Here is a 22,807-nt window from a genome sequence, read left to right as displayed (position 1 = left end):
TGACGCCTTTGGCGAGGGCCACATGAGGGGTTATGGATGCTGCAGGCGCAGGTTTACCAGCGCGATCAGACTGTGTCCCTGGTTCATGCATGCAATGGTTTCTTCCATTGCCTGCATGGGATTTATCCGATCAGGGGTAGTGCTGCGGGGCTGCGCCTAGCGTTTGCCGTAATACAGGCCAACCACATGTTCGGCCTGGGCAAAGAATAGCCAACGAGACACCGCAACCCCGCCCATATGGGCCACGACGGCTAGGGCTGCCATCAGATGTTTCACCAGGGTGGACTCGACCGGCAGCACGAGCAACAGAACCGGCAGGATAAAGCCGATAACCAGTGCAATGGCGCGCAGTTTTTGCGCGTGTTTGCGCCCGACTACATGGACAAATTCGCGCAGCAGATAGTTGCTGCCCGTATGGGGCGGCTCAAACGCACGCAGGGTTGCGCCGGCTCCGCCCAGCCCGGTGGCACTGGCCATGGTAGTGCCAGAGGCAGCAAAGGCCTTGTCGCCCTGCCACCAGTAGGCCAGCTGTATCGCTGCGGCCGTCAGCAAGAGCCAGGTGGCGAGGCTCTCTTGCCCAGCCAGCAGCGCTCCCCCGGCAAGAGAAAAGCTGAGGAACATCACCGGTGTCAGCGGCATGTTCCAACGTGGAATGGTCTTGAGCTGGGTGTAGATCATTGAGGTGGTAAAGACCGTGCCGAGGCTGAGCCCTGCGCCGATCATGCCCAGAACAGGCCAGTGGTTTTCAAAAAAGATAGCACCAATGGCATAGAGCCCCATCACCAGCAGCGCCGCCACGGCGCATATGCCTTCGCGGCTGAGCCAGCTTGTACGCCATTGGCTAAAGGCCTTGAGCGCGCGTTCAGGGCGGCCAAGATGGAAGGTCGAGGCCAGCAAGCCGCCAACCGCCAGCCCGTAGGCAATGGCGTAAAAGACAAAGGCCACCCAACCGGTAACTCCGGGATAGCCTAGCCCCAGAAAGGCCAGCAGGCCAAAGCCAAGGCCGGACAGGGTGGTGAAAAGAATGACAGATGGTGCCGGATGCATCAGGCGTTCCCTCCTGGAAGTTTGTCCAGCGCCTTGTCCAGCCAGCCCAAGAAGCCGCCGGGATCTTCTATCGCGGGGGCCAGCAGCGGTGCAAGAATGTCGACTTGATCCTCCAGTGTGTCCTTGGGGCGCGGCGGCAGATATTTGTTCACCGGCTTGGTGCCCATTTCTGGCATCAGATCCATGCCGCCGCGCTCAACCACCAACTGGCTGACCGCGCTGTCTGGGTCTCCAAGATCGCCAAAGTGGCGTGCCCCGGCGGGGCAGGTGCGCACGCAGGAGGGCACGCGGTCCACTTCCGGCAGGTTTTCATTGTAAATCCGATCGACGCAAAGGGTGCATTTCTTCATCACCCCGGCGGCCAGGTCGAGTTCACGTGCGCCGTAAGGGCAGGACCAGGCGCAGAGGCCGCAGCCGATGCAGTCGCTTTCGTTGACCAAGACGATGCCGTCTTCGACCCGTTTGTAGCTGGCGCCGGTGGGGCAGACGGTGACGCAGGGGGCGTCTTCGCAGTGCAGGCAGGATTTGGGGAAATGGATCAGCTGCGCTGCCGGGGCGGGCTGCGCCGCTGTGGCAGCGGGCTGTACCTCGAAACTGTGAACCCGGTTGAGGAAGGTGCCGACAGGGTCGGCGCCATAGGCATCCTGATCTGACAGCGGCGCGCCATAGTTTTCGGTGTTCCAGCCTTTGCAGGAAATCACGCAGGCATGGCAGCCAACGCAGGTGTCCAGGTCGATGACCAGGCCCATCTTGCGGGTGGTCGTGGTCGGGAGTTCAGTCATCAGAACAGGCCTTCGGTTTTGGGCTGGGACGGACCGGGGCGCTGCCCCGGACCCCGGGATATTTGGGGCCAAATGAAGGGGCGGGGAGCCAGAGAAGGAGCTTGGTCATTTTCCCACCTTCCATGCCAGATTTTTGGGGCCGGTGCCGACAGGAGATTTGATCGACGCCAGTGTCGGCTGGCTTTCGGTGAAATCCTGTGGTGCGCCGGCTTTTTCGATTTTCACCTTGAGGTCGAACCAAGCGGCCTGGCCGGTAATGGGATCGCTGTTGGCCCAGCGCAGCCCGTCGCCTTTGGCGGGCATGAGCTCGTGGATAAGGTGGTTGAGCAGGAAGCCCTTGGTGGCTTCGGGGGCGTCTTCCTGCAGGCCCCAGGTACCTTTGCGTTTGCCGATGGCGTTCCAGGTCCAGACCGTGTTGTCGTTGAGCGCGGCCATCTCCATCACCGGCACAGTGATTTCACCATGGGGAGAGGAGACGCGGGCCCAGTCGCCATCCGCCAAACCGTGCTGTCGCATCAGTTTTGTCGGCAGATAGAGCGGGTTGTACCCATGCAGCTGGCGGAGCCAGGCGTTTTGACTGCCCCAGGAGTGATACATCGCCATGGGGCGTTGGGTCAGGGCGTTGACGGTGAAACCCTCGTTGCCCTGCTGGTCGGTCTGATACCAGATCGGCAGCGGGTCCATGGTGTCTTTGATGCGCTGACGCAGGTGTTCGGGGGGCTGGCGTTCACCGTGGCCTTCGGCGGCCAGCTGGAATTTGCGCATTGGCTCTACATAGAGTTGAAACAGATAGGGCTGGGGGCTGTCATACAGCCCAAGGTCCACCGCCCAGTCCTGATAGGCCATGTTCCAGGGTTTGAAGTAGCTGGCCTCGGTGGGGATATGTTCGACAAAGAAGCCGCCGTTTTTGATGTAGTTGTCCAGCTGCTGCGGGTTTGGCGCACCGCGTCCGGATTTGTCGCCATCGGGGCCTCGAAAACCTGCCAGCGGGCCGATGCCGGGTTTACGCTCGTGGTTGATGATATAATCGGCGTAGTCCTGCCATTTGGCGCTGCCGTCCTCATGGGTGAAGCCGGGCAGTTTCATTTTGTTGGCCAATTGCACCAGCACGGTCTGAAACCCCCGCACGTCCCGGTCAGGTTCGATCACTGGCCAGCGGATTGCGTCGGCGGCGCCGTCGGCTTCGCAGATCGGGCGATCCAGCATGGAAATACAGTCGTGGCGCTCCAGATAGGTGGTATCGGGCAGGATCAGATCGGCATAGGCCACCATTTCCGAAGAATAGGCATCGGAATAGATAATGCGGGGGATCTTGTAGTCGCCGTCGGCGTCCTTGTCTGTCAGCATCTCGATCACGCCGCCGGTATTCATCGAGGAGTTCCACGACATATTGGCCATATACATGAACAGGGTGTCGATCTTGTAGGGGTCGCCTGCATGGGCGTTGGAGATCACCATATGCATCAGCCCGTGGCTGGACATCGGGTTTTCCCAGGTGAAGGCCTTGTCGATGCGCGCCGGGCTGCCATCACTTTTCAGCGCCAGATGTTCGGGGCCATGCACAAAGCCCAGGTGCGGGCCATCCAGCGGTTTGTTGGGGGTGACGCGACAATGCGGGGCCGGGTGGGCCTCAACCGGTTTGGGATAGGGTGGTTTGAAGCGAAAGCCGCCGGGGGCCTCGACCGTGCCAAGCAGGATCTGCAACACATGCAGGGCGCGACAGGTCTGAAAGCCATTGGCATGGGCTGAGACACCGCGCATGGCGTGCATGGCCACGGGGCGGCCGATCATCTTGTCGTGTTTTTCGCCGCGAAAATCTGTCCACTCCTGGTCCAGCTCAAAGGCTTCGTCAAAGGCGACGCGGGCCAGTTCGGCGGCGATGGCACGGATGCGGTTGGCCGGGATGCCGCAGCGCTCGGCCACGGCTTCGGGGGCGTATTCGTCTTTCAGGTAACGCTGGGCCATCAGTTGGAAGACCGAGACATGGGTGACATCACCCAGCTTGAAACTGCCGCCCAGGTCGGGGCGCACGCCGTGCATGTCAAAAGGGGCCAGTTTGCTGGTCTTGCGGTTGATCACCAGCGGGGTGCCGTGGTCGTCGCGCAGGAACAGGCCCTTGTCTGGTGAATTGGGGTCCTGGTTCACCAGCACCGGCGCATTGGTGTAGCGGCTGAGGTAATCGAGATCGATCTTGCCGGCCTTCATCAGCTCATGCACCAGTGCCAGAATGAACAACCCATCGGTGCCGGGGGTGATGCCAACCCAGTCATCTGCGATGGCGTTATAGCCCGAGCGGATCGGATTGACGCCGATTACCCGCGCGCCGCGGGCCTTGATCTTGCCGAGGCCCATTTTGATCGGGTTGCTGTCGTGATCTTCGGCCACGCCAAACAGCATGAACAATTTGGTGTGGTCCCAGTCGGGCTGGCCGAACTCCCAAAAGGCACCGCCCATGGTGTAGATGCCGGCCGTCGCCATATTGACCGAGCAGAAGCCGCCATGTGCTGCGTAGTTACAGGTGCCAAAGTTCTGCGCCCAGAAGCCGGTGAAAGACTGCGACTGATCCCGGCCAGTGAAAAAGGCCAGCTTGGAGGGATCATCGCGGCGGATCGGCTCCAGCCAGCCCGCGGCGATCTCCAGCGCCTCGTCCCAGGAGATTTCCTCAAACTCGCCTGATCCGCGCGGCCCCACCCGTTTCAGCGGTGCGCGCAGTCGCGAGGGGGCGTTGTGCTGCATGATCCCGGCGGAGCCCTTGGCACAAAGTACGCCTTTGTTGACCGGATGATCGCGGTTGCCTTCGATATAGGCGACCTCTTTCTTGCCATCCTCATTAGTCTTCATATGGACATTGATGCCACAGCGACAGGCGCACATGTAGCAGGTGGTCTGGCGGATTTCGTCTGATACCTTGGGGGATGTCTCCACCTGGGGTTGCTGGAATGTCATCTGGCCTCCCTTAACCTGTTGGCTTGCCTGTGTGCAGGCTTGTCTGAGTATCGGATCAGGTCAGAACCATGATCCCCGCCAGGATAAACCCGGCAATAAAGAGTGTTTCAATGATCAGCAGGGCAATGGCGGCGCCTCCGACGGCCAGCACCTGTTTCAGGTTGCTTTTCATGCCCACCGCCGCAATCGCGGTCAGCAACAGCCAGCGTGAGGCCTGGCTTAGGAAGCTGCTTACCGCAGCGGGGACCAGCCCGGCAGAGCTGAGCCCGGCGAGCAGCAGAAAGGCGATGACAAAGCCGGGCAGCAGCGGCGGGCGGGGGCCGTCTGCGGGTAGCTTTGCATAGGCGCGGATCAGCAAAGAGGCGACCAGAACGATGGGGGCCAGCATGGCCACCCGGATCAGCTTGACCAGGGTGGCGCTGTCGCCGGTCTGTTCTGAAATGGAAAAGCCGGCACCGACCACCTGGGCGACATCGTGGATGGTGCCGCCCAGGAAAACACCGGCCTGATTGGCGTCTAGTTCCAGAAGGTTGACCAGAATGGGATAGGCTATCATCGCAATGGTCGACAAGACCGTCACCCCCATCACGGTGAAGATCAGCCGCTCCTCCGAGCGCTCATCCCGGGGCAGGATGGCGCTGATGGCCATGGCCGCCGAGGCACCGCAGATGGCGACGGAACCCGCAGTTAACAGGGCAAACCGCCATTTGTGGCCAAAGGCACGGGCCACCAGCAAACCAAAGCAGATGGTGGCCACAACGCCCCCCGCCACCAGGGCGATCAACTGCCAGCCCAGCCCCATCATCACCCCCATCGAGACCCGCACCCCCAGAAAGGCGATGCCAAGGCGCAGCAATGTGCGGGCCGAAAAGGCGATCCCTGGAACGGTCTTGCCCTCTTCGCCCAGAAAGCTGACGGCGATGCCCAGCAGCAGTGCCAGCAACATTGCAGGGGTGTCATAGTGTTCGGCAAGAAACTGTGCCGTGACCGCAACGATGATCGAGACCGCAACGCCGGGAAACAGTTCCTTCGCATGGCTGCGCAGGGCCTGGGCTGTCAGCGTTATGCGGGTGGGCAGGGCGGTGTCAGTCAAGGCAGGGCTTTCGCGGCAGAGCTGCAAAACGCAGGCGTGGAATTTCAGTCGTCATTTGCGCATACCCCACGATGCAAAGCAATTTTTCTATTTCACCATCAAAAACAGGAAGCGCGTTCCGATTATGTGGAAAAATCAGGGCGTTTGTCTTTCGTGTCATTGCTGCGCCTCGATCAGGGTGCGGGTATCCATGGCGATCTGGCGCTCTTCCTCGGCGGGGATGATCCAGGCGGCTGGTGTATCGGCTTGGCGCGTCAGGCAGGCGGCGTTTTGAGCGTTGCGCTCTGGGTCGATGGCACAGCCAAGCCAGGCAAAGCCATCCAGAATGCGGGCGCGGATGTTGCGGGCGTTCTCGCCGATACCGCCGGTAAAGGCGATGGCATCACAGCCGCCCATGGCGCCAATCAGGCTGTGGCCATGGCGGATGGCCCAGTAGCAAAAATGATCAATGGCAAAATCCGCCGCTGCCGTGCCCGCTTGTTCCAGTGCCCGCATATCCGACAGGCCGCCAGACAGGCCGGCAAGGCCGGAGTGGCTGTTCAGCAGAAGCTTGGTTTCGCGCAGGCCGATTTCTTCCACCAGGCGCAGGGTCGCATTGGGATCAAGCGTGCCGACACGCGTGCCCATGGTCAGCCCTTCTAGCGGCGAATATCCCATGGTTGTGGCGACGGATTGACCCGCATGGATGGCGCAGATGGATGCCCCATTGCCCAGGTGAAAGGCAAGCAGCCGCGAGGGGAGCGGCCGCCCCGAGATTTCTGGCAGGCGGCGGCAGAGGGCGGCGTAGGACAGCCCGTGAAAACCGTAGCGACGCAGCCCCAGAGCCTCTGCCTTCGGGGGCAGGGCGTAGCGCTGCGCCACCTCGGGGGCGGTGGCGTGAAAGGCGGTGTCGAAACTGGCATATTGCGCCAGATCGGGGGCCAGGTGGTCCAGTGCATCAATCGCCGCAAGCGCATGTGGATTGTGCAGAGGTGCCAGTGGTACGCAGGCGTCGATCCCGGCCCGCACCGCGTCTGTGATAGGCGTGGGGCGGGTAAGGCTGGTGCCGCCATGGACCACCCGATGCGCCACCGCGCGCAGGCTGGCCGGGCCGGTGCCTGCCTCGGTAAGCTCTTGCAGAACCGCCGCCAGCGCGGCGCTGTGATCCGGCAGATCCAAGGCCCTGTCGGTGTTTGCGATCCGCAGATGCCCCCCGCCGCCAATGCCCTCGGCCACCCCGCTGAGCCGTTCTTGCAGGGTCGCGTCGAACAGGGCGAACTTCACCGAAGAAGAGCCTGTGTTCAGGACCAGGATGTCGGCTGGGGTGCTCATAGCGCCACCTTCACGATGTTGAGGCCCGCAAGCGCGGCAAGCAGCAGAACGACCTTGCGGCGAAACCCGGCGGGATCAGCGCGGGCAAAGCCCTGACTGCCAAGCCAGACGCCAGCGCCAAGGATGGGAAAGGCCAGCAGGGCTGCAATAACCGTTTCGCCCGTGACCAGCCCATGCGCGGACATCGCGGGCAGCGCCATCAGGTCGATCCCGGTCAGAAATACAATCATTGTGGCGCGAAAGGTGGCGGGCGCGATCACCTGCGCCGATAGAAAGGCTGCGGTGGGCAGGCCCCCGACGCCAGCCGCATTGGCAGTGCCAGAGATCATGCCAATGCCGGTGTGGCCCAGTATGCCGATGGGGCGGGTGAACTGCCAGCCGCTCAGCAGGATCAGGCTTAGCACCAGGATCAACCCCGAGACCGCAAGCCGCGCCTGCAGGGGATCAAGCCGCGCCATCAGCGCCACCGCCGGGATCACCGTAAGCACTGCGCCTAGCAGCAGCCCGCTGGCCCGGCGCCAATCGACATGGGCCCGGATGCCGCGCGCCTGAAACAGCGTCATGGTGATTTCGCAGGTAAAGATCACCGGGATCAGCGGCAGCGGATTGGTGGTAAGGGCCGCCAGAATGATAAAGATCGCGGAAAACCCAAAACCGGAATAACCACGAATCCCGGCCGCCGCAAACAAGGCGGCGGCCAGATATGCCCCTTGGCCAGATGTCAGATCAAAGGGCAGGTTCATGTGGGTCAGACCTGCTGTTCGCGCATGTCTGCCGGGTCAATCCCTGCCACGGATACGGGCTTTTTCATCGCGTCGCGGCGGAAAGGCTCGCCCAGTTCCTGGTTGATCATCGCCTCGATCAGGGTGGTGATACCATTCTTCTGGTCTGTAACCGCCTGGGCCAGGGCTGCGGTCAGCTCGTCCATGGTGCGGGCGACAACGCCTTTCAGGCCGCAGGCGCTGGCGATACCGGCGTAGGACACCTGCTGGTCCAGTTCGGTGCCAACGAAGTTGTCGTCAAACCACAGGGTCGAATTGCGCTTTTCCGCGCCCCACTGGTAATTGCGGAACACCACCTGGGTGACGGCGGGCCATTCTCCGCGGCCAATGGCTGTCAGCTCGTTCACCGCGATACCAAAGGCGCCATCGCCAGAAAAGCCGACAACCGGCACATCGGGGCAGCCGATCTTGGCGCCGACAACCGCAGGCAGGCCATAGCCACAGGGACCAAACAGGCCCGGTGCCAGATATTTGCGGCTGTCATCGAACGAGGGGTAGGCATTGCCGATGGCGCAGTTGTTGCCGATGTCGGACGAGATGATCGCTTCTTTTGGCAGGGCCGCCTGAATTGCCCGCCAAGCCATGCGGGGGCTCATCCATTCGGGTTTGTCAGCGCGGGCGCGTTCGTTCCAGGTGGTGCCGGGATCGTCGTCTTCATGATCCATCGAGGACAGCTGCTGCGCCCAGGTGGATTTCGCTGTCGAGATCAGCGCAATCCGTTCATCACGGCCCGCATCGCCTGCGCTGTCCGACAGCCGCGCCAGGATCGAGGTGGCAACTTTTTTGGCGTCGCCGACAATGCCCACAGTGACCTTTTTGGTCAGGCCAATGCGGTCGGGGTTGATATCAACCTGGATGATCTTGGCCTCGGTTGGCCAGTAGTCGATACCATAGCCGGGCAGGGTGGAAAACGGGTTCAACCGGGTGCCAAGGGCCAGAACAACGTCGGCCTTGGCAATCAGTTCCATCCCTGCCTTTGACCCGTTGTAGCCCAAGGGCCCGGCAAACAGCGGGTGGGAACCGGGGAAGGCATCGTTGTGCTGGTAGCCAACGCAGACCGGCGCGCCAAGCCGTTCAGCCAGTTCTTTCGAGGCCTCGATACCGCCGGCCAGCACCACGCCTGCGCCGTTCAGAATGACGGGAAACTTGGCGCTGGACAGCAGATCGGCAGCTTCTTGCAGCGAGGTCTCGCCGCCACCGGGGCGTTCGAATTCGACGATCTGTGGCAGGGCAATGTCGATCACCTGGGTCCACATATCGCGGGGAATGTTCAGCTGAGCGGGGGCTGATGCGCGTTTGGCCTGCATGATCACCCGGTTCAGCACCTCGGCCACGCGGGATGGGTCGCGCACTTCTTCCTGGTAGCAGACGCAGTCGGCAAACATGCGCATCTGCTCCATTTCCTGGAAACCGCCCTGGCCGATGGTCTTGTTGGCGGCCTGCGGGGTCACCAGCAAGAGTGGTGTGTGGTTCCAGTAGGCGGTTTTCACAGCTGTCACAAAGTTGGTGATGCCGGGGCCGTTCTGGGCGATCATCATCGACATCTTGCCGGTGGCGCGGGTGTAGCCATCCGCCATCATGCCGCCCGATCCTTCATGGGCGCAGTCCCAGAAGGTGATGCCGGCCTTGGGGAAGATATCGGAAATCGGCATCATGGCCGACCCGATAATGCCAAAGGCATGCTGAATACCGTGCATTTGCAGGGTTTTGACAAAGGCTTCCTCGGTGGTCATTTTCATGGCGGGTGCTCCTGGGTGAAACATGAAGATCCCCGGTCTGATACCGGGGGTTCCCACTGGTTTAGGCCAGAGAGGACGCGTGCAGATAGGGCCAGTTTCAGAGGCGGATATAGCCAAGGATTTGCGCCATGATGCCCCCCGATGCAAAAGCCCTGTTTTGGCGGCTCGTCGCGGTGCTGCCGACGCCTTTCACCCCGGGCGCAGAAGATCGGACTTCAGCCCTGCTTCAGTGCCTTTGCCAAGAGCGCCAGCCCTGGTGCGATGCGATTGGCAGCAATCGAGGAATAGCCCAGCCGAAAGTAATTGTGCTGGCGGTTCTGGGCGGAAAAGAACGGCGCGCCGGGTTCGATAATCACGCTCTCGGGTTTCAGCCTGGCTGCGACCTCAGCCATATCAACACCGTCGGGCGCGTGCATCCATAGGGACGAGCCGCCATAAACGCCAACCCCAGAGACCGTCAGCCCATGGGTATTCACGGCTTCTTCGATGACATGGCGGCGGTCATGCAGCACCTTGGCGGTGCGACGGATCTGGGAATCGTAGTGGCCCAGCGACAGGAAGTAGGCGACGGTGCGCTGGATATGGCCGGGCGGGTGGCGCAGAACATTGGCGCGCAGGGCGCGGGCCTGGCGGATAAAGGCTTCGGAACCGACCATGTAGCCCAGGCGCAGGCCCGGAAACAGCGATTTGGAAAAGCTGCCAACATAGATGACACGGCCATCGGCATCGAGGGATTTCAGCGCGGGCGAGGGGGCACCAAGAAAGGACATTTCGAATTCGTAGTCGTCTTCGACAATCACCGCGTCGATATCATGGGCCCGTTGCAACAGGGCCTTGCGGCGGGCCATCGGCATGGTTGCGGTGGTCGGGCTCTGGTGGCTGGGGGTGCAAAAGATCACGTCGGTGTCTTCTGCGATGTCTTGCGGCGGCAGGCCATCGCCATCCACCGGAATGCAATCCACCTGGCAGCGCAGATGCGAAAGCTGGTCGCGCAGGGTGTAATAGGTCGGGTCTTCGATGGTGGCCTTGCGGCCGCGGTTCAGTAACAACTGACTGGCCAACCACAGGGCATTCTGGGCACCAAGGGTGATCAGGATCTGTTCCGGGCGTGCAATCACCCCGCGCCGGGGCAGGGTGTGACGGGCGATATATTCGATCAACAGCGGGTCGTCCTGATCAAAGTAATCATCCGTCAGCGCGGCAAAGTCCTTTTGCCCCAGAGCGCGCAGTGAACACAGCCGCCAGTTGGCATGGTCAAACAGCGATGGATCCGCCTGCCCATAGATAAAGGGATAGCGATAGCTGCGCCAGTCGCGGGCCTTGCGCGGGGTGTCACCGCCAGTGAAGGTGCGCACCAGCGCCTGGCTCCAGTCCACCGCTTCTTCGGATTTCACCGGGGGCGTATAGCTGGGGGGCACAGGCGCATTTTCCGAGACAAAATATCCCGACCGCCCGCGCGAGGTCAGATAGTCATTTGCCAATAGTTCGGTATAGGCCAGCGTCACGGTGATACGGCTGATGCCAAGGTGCACCGCCAGCTTGCGCGAGGAGGGCAGCTTTTCTCCGACGCGGAAGCGCCCCGAAAGAATGCCTTCGGCGATCATTTCCTGGATCTGCGCCTGCAGGGTGCCCTGGGCGTCCGAGTTCAAAAAGAAGGTATCAACAGAAATTGCCATGGGGCACCTTAGGGTGGACATAACTGTGGCGCAATCTGGACTTACGCCGCTGGATGAAAATTCCTTGGCCTGCGTCTGTCGCGGCGGGACCACGCAACGCCTTTGCTGGATTTTTGGGCGGGACGGACGGGTCAGGGAAGATACGGCGCATGGGCTCTCAGTTTGATCCCGGCGACGGCATTGGTTTGGCGGCTATTGCCACAGGACTGAGGATGCGGGTTTTCAGGCGGTTTTCAGGCGGGGCTCCCGCCCGGTGTTGGCCTTCAAAGAAGACCTGCCACCCGTTGGGCCCGGCGCCGCGCTTGCGCGCGGCGCAGTGGCGTTTGTGGCACCCACTTTGCACTATGGGCGGGGGTTTAGGCTGAAAATGACAGGTTTATTGCTGAGATGGCCCTGCAGAGCCGGTTTTGAGTGTATTTTGCAAGGCGCCTCAAGGACAAGCCGCCATTCGGCGGGGCCTTTGGCCTCCTTGACCCGCCGGTGGATTGAATCAGCGCTGTATCAGGTGTTGCAGATGAGCCTGGATCATGGGCCATTCAGCGGCTGTGATCGAATAGACAGCGGTGTCGCGAATAGTGCCATTGGCCATTTTCATATGGGCGCGCAGGATGCCGTCCAGCCTGGCACCGAGCCGTTCGATGGCGCGTCGGCTTTGATGGTTGATCACATGGGTGCGAAATTCCACGGCGATGGCATCAAGAGCCTCAAAGGCATGGCGCAGCATCAGTAGTTTGCATTCAGTGTTCACCCCCGAGCGCTGTACCGATTTGCGATACCATGTAGAGCCAATTTCGAGCCGCTGATTGGCAGCGTCGATGTTCATATAGGTGGTCATGCCAACGGCCTGCCCTGTGGCGTCGAGGATCGCAAAGGGCAGCATGCTGCCTGTGTCTTGCAGCGCCAGACGGCGTTCGATCTCGGCTGGAACCGCGTCCGGTGCCGGGATCATCGTGTACCAAAGCGCGGAGAGGTTTCCATCGGCGCTGGCCTTGGCCAGATCGGCGGCATGGTCCTGCGAGAGCTGGACAAGGGTGACCTTTTGGCCTGTGAGCGTGACGGGCTGTGCCCACATGGGACGATCCTTTGAGCTGTTGCGGTTGGTTGTCCCAACAGAAATGCCAAAAAGGCGGCCCCATAGACAGGGCCGCCTTTCTATAATTTCACCAGTCCAATTGGCCAGGGTGTTGCCTCTGGTTCATGGCTTGGCCTGCGGGGATCTGCCCTAGCCAAAGACCTTGGTGAGGGCCTTGTCGACCGCATTGGTGATGGCGTCGATGTCATCTGCCGTGGCGATCAGCGCCGGGCTGAAGCAGAGGGTGTTGTTCTTGCCGGGGATCGACCGGTTGGTGACGCCAATCAGTACGCCCTGAGCCCCACAGTCGGCCACGACCTGCTGGGCCAGCTTTTCATCCACCGGCTCTTTGGTTTCGCGATCGGTGACCAGTTCGGCGCCAAGGAACAGGCCCTTGCCACGGACATCGCCAATTACGGCGTGCTTTTCCTTTAGCGCCCGCAGGTTGTTCATCATCCGCTCGCCCATGGCGGTGCAGTTTTCCAACAGGCCTTCGTCTTCGATGATGCGCATGTTTTCCAGCGCCGCCGCAGGGCCGGCGGTGCAGCCGCCAAAGGTGGAGATGTCGCGGAAATAGTTCAGCGGATCCGAAGCGTCATCCTTGAACATGTCAAAGACTTCTTCGGTGGTGACCAGCACAGCAATGGCCGCGTAACCGGAGGCCACGCCTTTTGCCATGGTGACAAAATCGGGCTTGATGCCGTAGTGCTGATAGCCAAACCAGGTGCCAGTGCGGCCGACGCCGCAGACAACTTCGTCGATGTGCAGCAGAATGTCATATTGGGTGCAGATTTCCTGCACGCGTTCCCAATAGCCTTCGGGGGCTTCAATCACGCCGCCACCGGCGGTCACCGGTTCAAGGCAAAGCGCGCCGACGGTTTCGGGACCTTCGCGCAGGATCACCTCTTCGATGGCGTTTGCTGCGGCAATGCCGAACTCACGCCCCGACAGATGCTCCAGACCCAGCTCGTGCTTGCGGTATTCCATGCAGTGGGGCACGCGGATGAAATCGGGTGCAAAGGGACCATACTGCGCGTTGCGTTCATCCTGGCCGCCAGCGGACATCGCCGCCAGGGTGGAGCCGTGATAATCGCGGTCGCGGTACAGAATCTTGGTTTTCTTGCCGCCGTATTTCTTATGGGCGATCTGGCGCACCATCTTAAAGGCTTTCTCATTCGCCTCAGAGCCGGAGTTGTTGTAGTAAACGCGGCTCATGCCGGGCATTTTTTCGATCAGCTTTTCGGCAAACAAGGCACCGGGGATCGAGCCTGCAGACTGGGCAAAATAGCACAGCTTCATCATCTGGTTGTAGACGGCCTTGCAGATGTCTTCGCGGCCATAGCCGACATTGACAGTCCAGACGCCGCCCGACACCCCATCAAGGAATTCCTTGCCGTTCTGGTCCCAGACGCGCATGCCTTTGCCTTCGACGATGATGCGGGGATCGTTTTCTTCAAAGGGTTTATGCTGAATCAGGTGGTGCCAGACATGGGCCTTGTCAGCCGCAACTACCCGGCTGAGATCGTTTTCGTTGAACGTGCCGTCCATGACATGTCCTTCCATAAATATAAAAGTGGGGGTGTCTGCCAGCTGCCTGTCAGCCGGAGTCGTTGTATTTTGACGAAACGCCAAAATCGCCAGATACTCTAGGTCCAGGTGGTGGGGTGTTTTATGTCCAGTTTTGCGCTGCAGGCTGTGCCTAGGGGGCGCGGGTGGCTGCTTTTCATACCGTAATTTTTTAACCGATTGGTAAAATTGACTTTTTTCCCAATCGCGTTGAAACGGTCACATAGCGCGCAGTGGTCGGCGCTGACAATTGTGGAATAAAAGATGCAAAGACCGGCCGGTCTTTGCCGCAAGGGATCGTGAAAGAGCAAATGATCTTATTTTAAGGTGTTGAGATCAAATGGTTGCTGGGCCCATCCTGTGCCTGAACAACATCAAGGCAGAAGGTCAGCTATGGCACCCTATCAGGTCATGGTGGCCCCCAATGGGGCGCGCCGTCAGAAAAACGATCACCCGGCTTTGCCCCTGACAGAGGCAGAGCTGGCACGGGTTGCGCAGCGCTGTCAGGCCGCCGGGGCAACGGCGTTGCACCTGCATGTGCGGGATGACCAGGGGCGGCATTCGCTGGATGCCGGTCGCTATCGGGGCGCACTGGCAGCAGTGGCCGAAACCGCGCCCGGCATGGCGGTGCAGATCACAACCGAAAGCGCCGGGATCTATACCCCCGATGACCAGTTTGCCTGCCTGCAGGCGCTGTGCCCCTCTGCGGCCTCGATCTCTATTCGTGAAATGGCCCAGGCCCCCGAGGTTGCGGCTCGGGTCTATGCCCATTGTGCCGAAGCTGGCACAGAGGTGCAGCATATCCTTTATGGGCCGGGCTGCCTTGCGCAGCTAAAGATTTGGTACGACACTGGGGTGGTGGCCGCGACGATGCGGGACGCGATCTTTGTTCTTGGGCAATATGTGCCGCCGGTACTGGCCCGACCGGATGCGGTGACCGGGGTGGCGGTTGATGCCGCAGCGCTGAATCTGAGCTGGAGCCTCTGTGCTTTTGGCCGGGCCGAGCAGGCCTGTCTGCTGGCGGCAATTGCCGCCGGGGGGAACGTCCGGGTTGGGTTTGAAAACAACATTGAAACCCCGGATGGCCGCGTGCTGGCAGATAATGCGGCATCGGTTGCCGCCCTGATCAAAGCTGCCAGCGCAGCCGGTCACACCCTACAAAGGAGCCCAGCATGAGCCATGTATTTCCCCGCCATACCAAGGCCGACCTGCCCACCGCCGTTGCCGGTGATGGATGCTATCTCATTGATGCCAATGGGAAACGATACTTCGATGGTTCGGGCGGTGCGGCGGTGTCCTGCCTTGGACATTCTGATGCGGCGGTGATCCGCGCGGTGCAGGATCAGGTCGGCAAACTGGCCTTTGCCCATACCGGGTTCATGACCTCGGAACCGGCCGAGGCGCTGGCGGATTTGCTGATTTCCCAGGCACCGGGTGATCTGGACCGGGTCTATTTTGTTTCGGGCGGTTCTGAAGCGACCGAGGCGGCGATCAAGCTGGCGCGGCAGTATCATCTGGAACGCGGCGAGCCTGCGCGCCGCCATCTGATTGCGCGCCGCCAGAGCTATCACGGCAATACCCTTGGGGCCTTGGCGGCGGGTGGCAATGCCTGGCGGCGGCAGCAATTTGACCCGCTGTTGATCGGCGTCTCGCATATCGCCCCTTGTTATGAATACGCCGAGCGCAAACCGGATGAGAGCGCCTTTGACTATGGGCAGCGGGTTGCCAATGAGCTGGAGGCGGAGATCCTGCGGCTTGGCCCGGAAACGGTCATGGCCTTCATGGCTGAACCGGTGGTTGGGGCCACATCGGGTGCCGTGGCCCCGGTAGCAGGATATTTCAAACGTATCCGCGAGATCTGCGATCAATATGGTGTCCTGCTGATCCTGGATGAAGTCATGTGCGGCATGGGGCGCACCGGGCATCTGTTTGCCTGCGATGCAGATGGCATCGCGCCGGATATTCTCTGCATCGCCAAGGGACTGGGGGCGGGGTATCAGCCCATCGGTGCCATGCTGTGCAGTGGCCAGATCTATGACGCTGTGGCAAAAGGGAGCGGCTTTTTTCAGCACGGACATACCTATATTGGCCACCCGGTTGCCACGGCGGCGGGGCTTGCAGTGGTGGAACAGATGCTAAGCCGGGATCTGGTCAGCCGCTGTGCCAGCATGGGAGAGCAGCTGCAAGCGGCGCTGGTCGACCGCTTTGGCGATCACCCTCACGTCGGGGATATCCGCGGCCGGGGCTTGTTTCGCGGTATAGAGCTGGTGGCGGACCGTGGCACCAAGTCCCCCTTTGATCCGGTCCTCGGGTTGGCGGCCAGGATAAAGCGCGCATCGTTCGACGGTGGGCTGATCTGCTATCCGATGTCTGGCACCCGCGACGGGCGGCAGGGCGATCACATCCTGCTGGCACCGCCGTTCATTATTTCGCAACCCCAGATCACTGAGGTGGTGGATAAGCTTGACCTGGCAATCACCCAGGCCCTGGCAACGGTGTAGCCGCCCCCGCCCAGCAGGCGGGGGCAATACATTATTTCAGATCAAAGCGATCTGCATTCATTACCTTGACCCAAGCCGCGACAAAGTCCTGTACGAATGCTGCATTGGCATCTTGCTGAGCATAGCGTTCGGCCAGGGCGCGCAGCTGGGCATTAGAGCCAAAGATCAAGTCTACGCGGGTGGCGCGCCATTTTTCGGTGCCAGTGGCGCGATCACTGCCGATATAGGTGCCATCGTCTTGTGGTGCCCATTTCACCCCCATATCCAGCAGATTCACAAAGAAATCAGCGTTCAGAACACCCGGAGTCTGGGTGAAACGCCCCAGATCTGTGCCATTGTGGTTCGCCCCGAGCACACGCAGGCCACCGATCAGCACCGTCATTTCAGGTGCCGTCAGGGTTAGCAACTGCGCTTTGTCCAGCAGCATTTCTTCCGGTGCGATCCGGTAGTGCTTCTTCTGATAGTTGCGGAACCCGTCTGCTTCTGGTTCCAGCACGGCAAAGCTCTCTACATCGGTCTGTTCCTGACTGGCATCGGTGCGACCCGGCGCAAAGGGCACCTCGATCGGGTGACCAGCCTTGTCGGCGGCCTGTTCCACGGCGGCAGACCCGGCCAGCACAATCAGATCTGCCATGGAGATCCGCGTATCCCCTGCGGCAGCGTTGAAGCTGGTCTGGATCGCTTCCAGCGCGGTCAGCACCTTTGACAATTGCGCTGGCTGGTTGACGGGCCAGTCCTTTTGCGGGCTGAGCCGGATATGTGCCCCATTGGCACCGCCGCGCTTGTCCGATCCACGGAAGGTCGAGGCCGAGGCCCAGGCGGTCGAGATCAGCTCGGCGCTCGTCAGCTCAGAGGCAAGGATCTGCGCCTTCAGGGCGGCAATGTCATCCGGGCCCACCAGCGGGTGGTCGACGGCTGGCACATTGTCTTGCCAGATCAGTTCTTCCTCGGGGACTTCTTCGCCGAGATAGAGCGAGCGCGGCCCCATGTCGCGGTGGGTCAGTTTGAACCAGGCGCGGGCAAAGGCTTCGGCCAGTTCTTCCGGGTTTTCGTGAAAGCGTTTCGAGATCGGGCCATAGATCGGATCCATGCGCATCGCCATATCGGCGGTGGTCATCATGGTCTTGACCTTCTGGCTGGCATCATGCGCCGCCGGGGCGAGATCTTCGTCGCGCACATTCACAGGTTCCCAGATCCAGGCACCAGCGGGCGATTTTGTCAGGTTCCAGTCATAGCCGAACAGCAGGTCAAAATAGCCATTGTCCCATTGGGTGGGATTGGCGGTCCAGGCACCTTCAATGCCGCTGGTGGTGGTATCACCGCCTTTGCCGCTGCCATAGGCGTTGATCCAGCCTAAACCCATTTCCTCGATCGGGGCGGCCTCTGGCTCTGGGCCAACCATTGCGGGGTCACCGGCGCCATGCGCCTTGCCAAAGGTATGACCGCCGGCCACCAGGGCCACGGTTTCTTCGTCGTTCATCGCCATGCGGGCAAAGGTTTCGCGGATGTCGCGGCCGGATGCCAGGGCATCTGGCTGGCCGTCCGGGCCTTCGGGGTTCACATAGATCAGGCCCATCTGTACCGCAGCCAGCGGGTTTTCCAGATCGCGCTCGCCAGAGTAGCGGCTGTTTGGCGCGCTGCTGTCGGCCAGCCATTCGTCTTCGCGTCCCCAGTAGACATCCTCTTCCGGTTCCCAGACATCGGCGCGTCCGCCAGCAAAGCCAAAGGTGCGCCCGCCCATGCTCTCGATGGCGCAGTTGCCGGCCAGGATCATCAGATCCGCCCAGGAAATCTTGTTGCCGTATTTCTGTTTGATCGGCCACAGCAGGCGACGGGCCTTGTCGAGGTTGCCATTGTCGGGCCAGCTGTTCAGCGGTGCAAAGCGCTGTTGCCCGGTGCTGCCGCCGCCCCGGCCATCCGAGGTCCGATAGGTGCCGGCGCTGTGCCAGGCCATGCGGATGAACAGCCCACCATAGTGGCCATAATCCGCAGGCCACCAGTCCTGGCTGTCGGTCATCAGGGCAAACAAGTCCTGTTTCAGCGCCTTATAATCCAGTGACTTAAAGGCTTCGGCATAGTCGAAATCTGCTGCCATCGGATTCGACTTTTCAGAATTCTGATGCAGTAGCTTCAGGTTGAGCTGATTGGGCCACCAGTCCTTGTTGGAACGCGCAGCATGGGTGGCATTTTGTGCGCCACCGTGCATCACCGGGCAACCGCCTGTCTCTGGGGTGTCGTTTCCGTCCATCTGTGCTCTCCTATCTGGTTGTTTTGCTGGTGTGTTTTCACCGGCCCGGCGCGGGGTCAGCAACAAATACACCACTACACGTGCTGAGATGCCCAGAGGGTAGCAGGGGTAACTGATAAAATGAAATCGTACTTTTGTATATATTTGATAGGGAAAGATTATGGGTTGGGCGCGGATCTGATGGCGCGGCAGTTGGCCCAAGGCGCGCATCGCCCTATCGACAGTTGCGTCTGCCGGTACTGGCAGGCCAGCCTGGATAGCCCGAATTGGACTGGCCCTCGCAATCCTGTGCGAGGGCCAGCATATGTATCTTAGAAGAAACCCAGCTTGTTGGGATTGTAGCTGACCAGCAGGTTCTTGGTCTGTTGGTAGTGATCCAACATCATTTTGTGGTTTTCACGCCCGATGCCGGATTGCTTATAGCCGCCAAAGGCTGCGTGGGCAGGGTAGGCGTGATAGTTGTTGATCCAGACCCGGCCGGCTTCGATCGCGCGGCCCATGCGGTAGCAGGTGTTCATATCCCGTGACCAGACGCCGGCACCAAGCCCATACATCGTGTCATTGGCAATCGCCAAAGCCTCGGCTTCGTCCTTGAAGGTCGTGACAGAGACAACCGGGCCAAAGATTTCCTCTTGGAACACGCGCATCTTGTTGTGACCCTTGAGGATGGTGGGCTGGATGTAGTTGCCGCCTGCCAGCTCACCGCTGAAATTCGCCGCATCGCCGCCGATCAGAACCTCGGCCCCTTCTTCCGCCCCAATGGTGAAATAGGACAGGATTTTTTCCTGCTGTGCCTTGCTGGCCTGTGCGCCGACCATGGTTTCCGGGTCACGCGGGTCGCCGTGTTTGATGGCTTTCACCCGTTCGATCACCCGTTCCATGAAGGCCTCATAGATGTCTTCCTGCACCAGCGCACGCGAAGGGCATGTGCAGACCTCACCCTGATTGAAGGCAAACAGGACAAAGCCTTCGATAGCCTTGTCAAAGAAGGCGTCATCTTCGCGCATGATGTCCGAGAAAAAGACATTCGGGCTTTTGCCGCCCAGTTCCAGGGTTACCGGGATCAGGTTTTCCGTCGCCGCCTTCATGATGGTGCGGCCGGTTTCCGTGGAACCGGTAAAGGCGATCTTGGCGATGCGTTTTGATGTGGCCAGCGCGGCTCCGACTTCGGCGCCAAAGCCGTTGACGATGTTCAGCACCCCGGCTGGCAGCAGCTCATTGATGATCTCGGCAAAGACCATAATCGCGGCCGGGGTCTGCTCGGCGGGTTTCAGGACGATGCAATTGCCTGCAGCCAGGGCGGGGGCCAATTTCCATGCAGCCATCAGGATAGAGAAATTCCACGGGATGATTTGGCCGACAACGCCCAGCGGCTCGTGGTAGTGGTAGGCAACCGTATCCGCGTCGAGCTCGCTCATCGAGCCTTCCTGGCCGCGCAAGACACTAGAGAAATAGCGGAAATGATCGGCGGCAAGCGGGATATCCGCCGCCATGGTTTCGCGGATCGGTTTGCCGTTGTCCCAGGTTTCTGCCTGCGCCAGAAGCTCCAGGTTGTCGTCAATCAGATCGGCAATTTTCAACAACAGGTTTGCGCGATCCGTGGCAGAGGTGCTGCCCCATGCGGCCTTGGCCCCATGCGCCGCGTCCAGCGCCAATTCGACATCAGCCGCATCCGAACGGGCGATATCGTTTATTTTCTCATTGGTGATTGGTGTCACATTTTCAAAATACCGACCGTTCACCGGGGGAACAAACTGGCCGCCGATAAAGTTGTCATACCGGGTTTTGAAGGGCGACGTATAGGTGCCGGGTGCGGTGTGTGCTAGATCTTTCATGGTATCTCCTCCTATATGCCCAAGTCCTCCACCCGGGCTGACACCATGACTGCCGCAGCAAGACACAGCCGTCATCAGCGTGGATCAGATTGTTCAGGAAAAGTGTCTCAGCCCTGAGACAGGTTGGATCAGGTTTCGTTCAACCCGAGCCGCTTCATGCGCCGATAGAGCGTCGCACGCGCCACTCCAAGCTGCCGCGCAGCCTGCGAGACATTGCCATCCGCCCGCGCAAGGGCCCTGATGACAGCGGCCCGTTCGGCCCGTTCGAATCCCGTAGGACCGTCCTCGCGCCCCAGAAGATCCGATGCCGGACGGGCACTGAGCGGCCCGGTCCCTGCCAGGCCAAACGCGCGGCGGGCTTCGCGTGTGGCCCCCACGACCAGATCATTGCCATCAACAGCCAAAAGGGTTGCCGATTCTCCATCATCACAGTCTGCGACGATGATCCGCGAGGTTGCAAAGGCCGCCCGAAAGTTGGCTTCTTCGATCGCCCGCGCCGTGTGCGCCACCTGTGCTGCGATCAGCCTGTTGAAGGCTTCGGTCTGATCGGCCCGCGCAGATGACACATCAAGGGCGGCGACGATCTGGCCGTCAACACCAAAGATTGGCGCGTCGATGCAGCTCATCCCGGTGTTGCGCGCGTGAAAATGTTCATCTTGGTGAATGATGACATTCCGGCGCTCTGTCAGGCAGGTGCCAATCCCGTTGGTTCCTTCGCGTTCTTCGCTCCAATCCGCACCGGCACGCAGGCCCCAGCCTTCGAAGGTTGGCTTATCCGCATCCGATACCCGTTGATCCAGGATGACCCCCTCTGCATCCGTCAGTAAAACGGCACACCCGGACTGGCCAACCAGAGAATAGAGCGCGTCCAGCCGGGGGGCGGCGACCATCATGAATTGCTCATGGATGTTCAGCCGATCACGCAGCGCCGAGTGTTCGATCAATTCCGGCGCGCTTGTGTTATCGGGATTCAACCCATGTTTCAGGGCAGAACGATGCCAGCTTGCCGCCACTTGCGAACGCGCCGCCGCAGAAGCGGAACTGGCCGCTTCGAGCACCTTTTCGGCATGTGAGGTTTTGGGTGACATCAGCGCCCCGGCTTGGATTTGTTCGCCATACTCTACCATATCCGACTCAATTGGAAGTTTGTCTGGCTGAGGCGCAATATTCAGTTTGCGATGTTTGATGGTCTGGTCACAGCCCAGCCAAGGTACTAGCCGGACTTCATGACAGGATAGGGCTAGGGGTCGCTTTGCTTTGGGGGATATTTTCTTTGCAACCACAGGTGTTGTGCTGCAGGGTGGCAGCCATGTTAACCGTTAGGCTTGGGCCGTCGGCGGCTGCTTGAAACCTATTGCTTTGGCGCTCATGTTGTTGCGGGCAGGGCAGGGCGGTGGCACCGTGCACAGGAGGCACAGCACAACATGAGGCTGGAACAGTGGCATGAATATGGATAGCCTGTTGCTCTCACTTTTGCTGTCGCTGCTGGCCGGCGCAACAATTCCCCTCGGAGCCTATGTCGCAAGCATTGAGCATATCCGACCGCTCTGGTTGGAAAGCGAATTTCGCCACGGGGTGATCGCCTTTGGCGGCGGTGCGTTGCTGGCGGCTGTGTCGCTGGTGCTGGTGCCGGAAGGGGTCGCAGAGCTGTCGCTGTTCTGGATTGTTACCTGCTTTTCCGCCGGTGGCGTTGTCTTCTTTCTTATCGATCGGTTGATTGCAAGACGCGGCGGTGCAGGCGGGCAGGTCATGGCAATGTTGCTTGACTTCATCCCCGAAGCCATAGCGTTGGGCGCGGCGCTTGCGACCGGAAAACCAGTCGGGTTTTTATTGGCCTTGCTGATTGCCATGCAGAATTTCCCCGAAGGGTTTAACGCCTACCGGGAGATTAGCGCCGGTAGTAATCATAAGCCAAAGGCGCTTTTGGCGTGTTTCTTTGCCCTGGCGTTGTTCGGGCCTGCTGCCGCGTTTCTGGGCCATCAATTTCTTGCCGACAGTCCCGCCCTTATTGGTGGGGTGATGCTGTTCGCCGCAAGTGGCATCATCTATCTGACCTTTGAAGACATTGCACCGCAGGCCGTCCTGCAAGCCCATTGGGCGCCTCCGCTGGGCGCGGTTGCCGGTTTTCTGCTCGGCTTGGTTGGCTCTATCGTCATTTCGTGAATGGGCGGCGGCGTACCTCAGGACCGGAGGGGGCAGGCGCAGCCGT

The 22,807-nt window shown here is 60.5% G+C and carries 17 protein-coding genes; 3 read left to right on the top strand and 14 right to left on the bottom strand.

From position 1 onward, the window contains the following. Positions 1-156 precede the first annotated feature (156 nt). From ACN0VH_RS10055 to ACN0VH_RS10005, 11 genes are all read right to left on the bottom strand, one after another. Entirely contained in the window at positions 157-1,047 is an 891-nt protein-coding gene (locus tag ACN0VH_RS10055) for a dimethyl sulfoxide reductase anchor subunit family protein (RefSeq protein WP_417700538.1), read from the bottom strand. Beyond that, positions 1,047-1,829 carry a 4Fe-4S dicluster domain-containing protein gene (locus ACN0VH_RS10050; RefSeq protein ID WP_417700537.1) on the bottom strand — a complete coding sequence of 261 codons (783 nt, stop codon included), beginning with the start codon at positions 1,827-1,829 and terminating at the stop codon, positions 1,047-1,049. Before ACN0VH_RS10050 ends, ACN0VH_RS10055 begins: the two co-directional genes overlap by 1 nt. A gap of 105 nt (positions 1,830-1,934) precedes the next feature. Continuing rightward, a complete protein-coding gene (locus tag ACN0VH_RS10045; protein ID WP_417700536.1) occupies positions 1,935-4,775 on the bottom strand; it encodes a molybdopterin oxidoreductase family protein in 2,841 nt (946 codons plus the stop codon). A 55-nt stretch (positions 4,776-4,830) separates the two neighbouring features. Further along, on the bottom strand, positions 4,831-5,820 hold the full coding sequence (locus ACN0VH_RS10040; protein WP_278922907.1) for a YeiH family protein: 990 nt from the start codon (positions 5,818-5,820) through the stop codon (positions 4,831-4,833). A gap of 40 nt (positions 5,821-5,860) precedes the next feature. Then, positions 5,861-6,028 carry a hypothetical protein gene (locus tag ACN0VH_RS10035; RefSeq protein ID WP_417700535.1) on the bottom strand — a complete coding sequence of 56 codons (168 nt, stop codon included), beginning with the start codon at positions 6,026-6,028 and terminating at the stop codon, positions 5,861-5,863. After that, positions 6,025-7,179, bottom strand: a complete 1,155-nt coding sequence (locus ACN0VH_RS10030) for an acetate/propionate family kinase (RefSeq protein WP_417700534.1) — start codon at positions 7,177-7,179, stop codon at positions 6,025-6,027. Before ACN0VH_RS10030 ends, ACN0VH_RS10035 begins: the two co-directional genes overlap by 4 nt. After that, entirely contained in the window at positions 7,176-7,922 is a 747-nt protein-coding gene (locus ACN0VH_RS10025) for a TSUP family transporter (RefSeq protein ID WP_278922826.1), read from the bottom strand. The genes ACN0VH_RS10030 and ACN0VH_RS10025 overlap by 4 nt, the downstream gene beginning before the upstream one ends. Before the next feature lie 5 nt (positions 7,923-7,927). Continuing rightward, positions 7,928-9,700, bottom strand: a complete 1,773-nt coding sequence (gene xsc, locus ACN0VH_RS10020; RefSeq protein WP_278922827.1) for a sulfoacetaldehyde acetyltransferase — start codon at positions 9,698-9,700, stop codon at positions 7,928-7,930. A 215-nt stretch (positions 9,701-9,915) separates the two neighbouring features. Then, positions 9,916-11,376: a MocR-like pyridoxine biosynthesis transcription factor PdxR gene (gene pdxR, locus ACN0VH_RS10015; RefSeq protein WP_278922828.1), complete on the bottom strand. Its 1,461-nt coding sequence runs from the start codon at positions 11,374-11,376 to the stop codon at positions 9,916-9,918. A 490-nt stretch (positions 11,377-11,866) separates the two neighbouring features. Continuing rightward, positions 11,867-12,448 carry a GNAT family N-acetyltransferase gene (locus ACN0VH_RS10010; protein WP_417700533.1) on the bottom strand — a complete coding sequence of 194 codons (582 nt, stop codon included), beginning with the start codon at positions 12,446-12,448 and terminating at the stop codon, positions 11,867-11,869. Between the two features lie 150 nt (positions 12,449-12,598). Then, a complete protein-coding gene (locus ACN0VH_RS10005) occupies positions 12,599-13,996 on the bottom strand; it encodes an aminotransferase family protein (protein WP_278922830.1) in 1,398 nt (465 codons plus the stop codon). A gap of 411 nt (positions 13,997-14,407) precedes the next feature. Here ACN0VH_RS10005 and ACN0VH_RS10000 point away from each other — a divergent pair, with 411 nt between their 5' ends. Both ACN0VH_RS10000 and ACN0VH_RS09995 read left to right on the top strand, forming a co-directional pair. After that, positions 14,408-15,190 carry a beta-keto acid cleavage family enzyme gene (locus tag ACN0VH_RS10000; protein ID WP_417700532.1) on the top strand — a complete coding sequence of 261 codons (783 nt, stop codon included), beginning with the start codon at positions 14,408-14,410 and terminating at the stop codon, positions 15,188-15,190. Then, positions 15,187-16,515 carry an aspartate aminotransferase family protein gene (locus tag ACN0VH_RS09995; protein ID WP_417700531.1) on the top strand — a complete coding sequence of 443 codons (1,329 nt, stop codon included), beginning with the start codon at positions 15,187-15,189 and terminating at the stop codon, positions 16,513-16,515. The genes ACN0VH_RS10000 and ACN0VH_RS09995 overlap by 4 nt, the downstream gene beginning before the upstream one ends. A 31-nt stretch (positions 16,516-16,546) precedes the next feature. Here ACN0VH_RS09995 and katG read toward each other — a convergent pair whose 3' ends face one another. The 3 genes from katG to ACN0VH_RS09980 all read right to left on the bottom strand — a co-directional run bounded on the left by katG (position 16,547) and on the right by ACN0VH_RS09980 (position 21,725). Then, positions 16,547-18,763, bottom strand: coding sequence for a catalase/peroxidase HPI (gene katG / locus ACN0VH_RS09990; RefSeq protein WP_417700530.1), 2,217 nt, complete (start codon positions 18,761-18,763; stop codon positions 16,547-16,549). A gap of 311 nt (positions 18,764-19,074) precedes the next feature. Further along, on the bottom strand, positions 19,075-20,598 hold the full coding sequence (gene exaC, locus ACN0VH_RS09985; RefSeq protein WP_417700529.1) for an acetaldehyde dehydrogenase ExaC: 1,524 nt from the start codon (positions 20,596-20,598) through the stop codon (positions 19,075-19,077). 128 nt (positions 20,599-20,726) lie between these two features. Beyond that, positions 20,727-21,725 (bottom strand): helix-turn-helix domain-containing protein, encoded by a 999-nt coding sequence (locus tag ACN0VH_RS09980; RefSeq protein WP_417700528.1) that lies wholly within the window; start codon positions 21,723-21,725, stop codon positions 20,727-20,729. 316 nt (positions 21,726-22,041) lie between these two features. Here ACN0VH_RS09980 and ACN0VH_RS09975 point away from each other — a divergent pair, with 316 nt between their 5' ends. After that, positions 22,042-22,761 (top strand): ZIP family metal transporter, encoded by a 720-nt coding sequence (locus tag ACN0VH_RS09975; protein WP_417700527.1) that lies wholly within the window; start codon positions 22,042-22,044, stop codon positions 22,759-22,761. Positions 22,762-22,807 lie beyond the last annotated feature (46 nt).

This window comes from Pseudophaeobacter sp., from assembly GCF_048267565.1.
GTDB lineage: Bacteria > Pseudomonadota > Alphaproteobacteria > Rhodobacterales > Rhodobacteraceae > Pseudophaeobacter > Pseudophaeobacter profundi.
This window is presented reverse-complemented; position numbering and strand designations above follow the sequence as displayed.

Coding starts and splice junctions, on each gene's coding strand:
- ACN0VH_RS10055 (WP_417700538.1), bottom strand. CDS start 1,047: ATGCATCCGGCACCATCTGTCATTCTTTTCACCACCCTGTCCGGCCTT.
- ACN0VH_RS10050 (WP_417700537.1), bottom strand. CDS start 1,829: ATGACTGAACTCCCGACCACGACCACCCGCAAGATGGGCCTGGTCATC.
- ACN0VH_RS10045 (WP_417700536.1), bottom strand. CDS start 4,775: ATGACATTCCAGCAACCCCAGGTGGAGACATCCCCCAAGGTATCAGAC.
- ACN0VH_RS10035 (WP_417700535.1), bottom strand. CDS start 6,028: ATGACACGAAAGACAAACGCCCTGATTTTTCCACATAATCGGAACGCG.
- ACN0VH_RS10030 (WP_417700534.1), bottom strand. CDS start 7,179: ATGAGCACCCCAGCCGACATCCTGGTCCTGAACACAGGCTCTTCTTCG.
- ACN0VH_RS10025 (WP_278922826.1), bottom strand. CDS start 7,922: ATGAACCTGCCCTTTGATCTGACATCTGGCCAAGGGGCATATCTGGCC.
- xsc (WP_278922827.1), bottom strand. CDS start 9,700: ATGAAAATGACCACCGAGGAAGCCTTTGTCAAAACCCTGCAAATGCAC.
- pdxR (WP_278922828.1), bottom strand. CDS start 11,376: ATGGCAATTTCTGTTGATACCTTCTTTTTGAACTCGGACGCCCAGGGC.
- ACN0VH_RS10010 (WP_417700533.1), bottom strand. CDS start 12,448: ATGTGGGCACAGCCCGTCACGCTCACAGGCCAAAAGGTCACCCTTGTC.
- ACN0VH_RS10005 (WP_278922830.1), bottom strand. CDS start 13,996: ATGGACGGCACGTTCAACGAAAACGATCTCAGCCGGGTAGTTGCGGCT.
- ACN0VH_RS10000 (WP_417700532.1), top strand. CDS start 14,408: ATGGCACCCTATCAGGTCATGGTGGCCCCCAATGGGGCGCGCCGTCAG.
- ACN0VH_RS09995 (WP_417700531.1), top strand. CDS start 15,187: ATGAGCCATGTATTTCCCCGCCATACCAAGGCCGACCTGCCCACCGCC.
- katG (WP_417700530.1), bottom strand. CDS start 18,763: ATGGACGGAAACGACACCCCAGAGACAGGCGGTTGCCCGGTGATGCAC.
- exaC (WP_417700529.1), bottom strand. CDS start 20,598: ATGAAAGATCTAGCACACACCGCACCCGGCACCTATACGTCGCCCTTC.
- ACN0VH_RS09980 (WP_417700528.1), bottom strand. CDS start 21,725: ATGGTAGAGTATGGCGAACAAATCCAAGCCGGGGCGCTGATGTCACCC.
- ACN0VH_RS09975 (WP_417700527.1), top strand. CDS start 22,042: ATGAATATGGATAGCCTGTTGCTCTCACTTTTGCTGTCGCTGCTGGCC.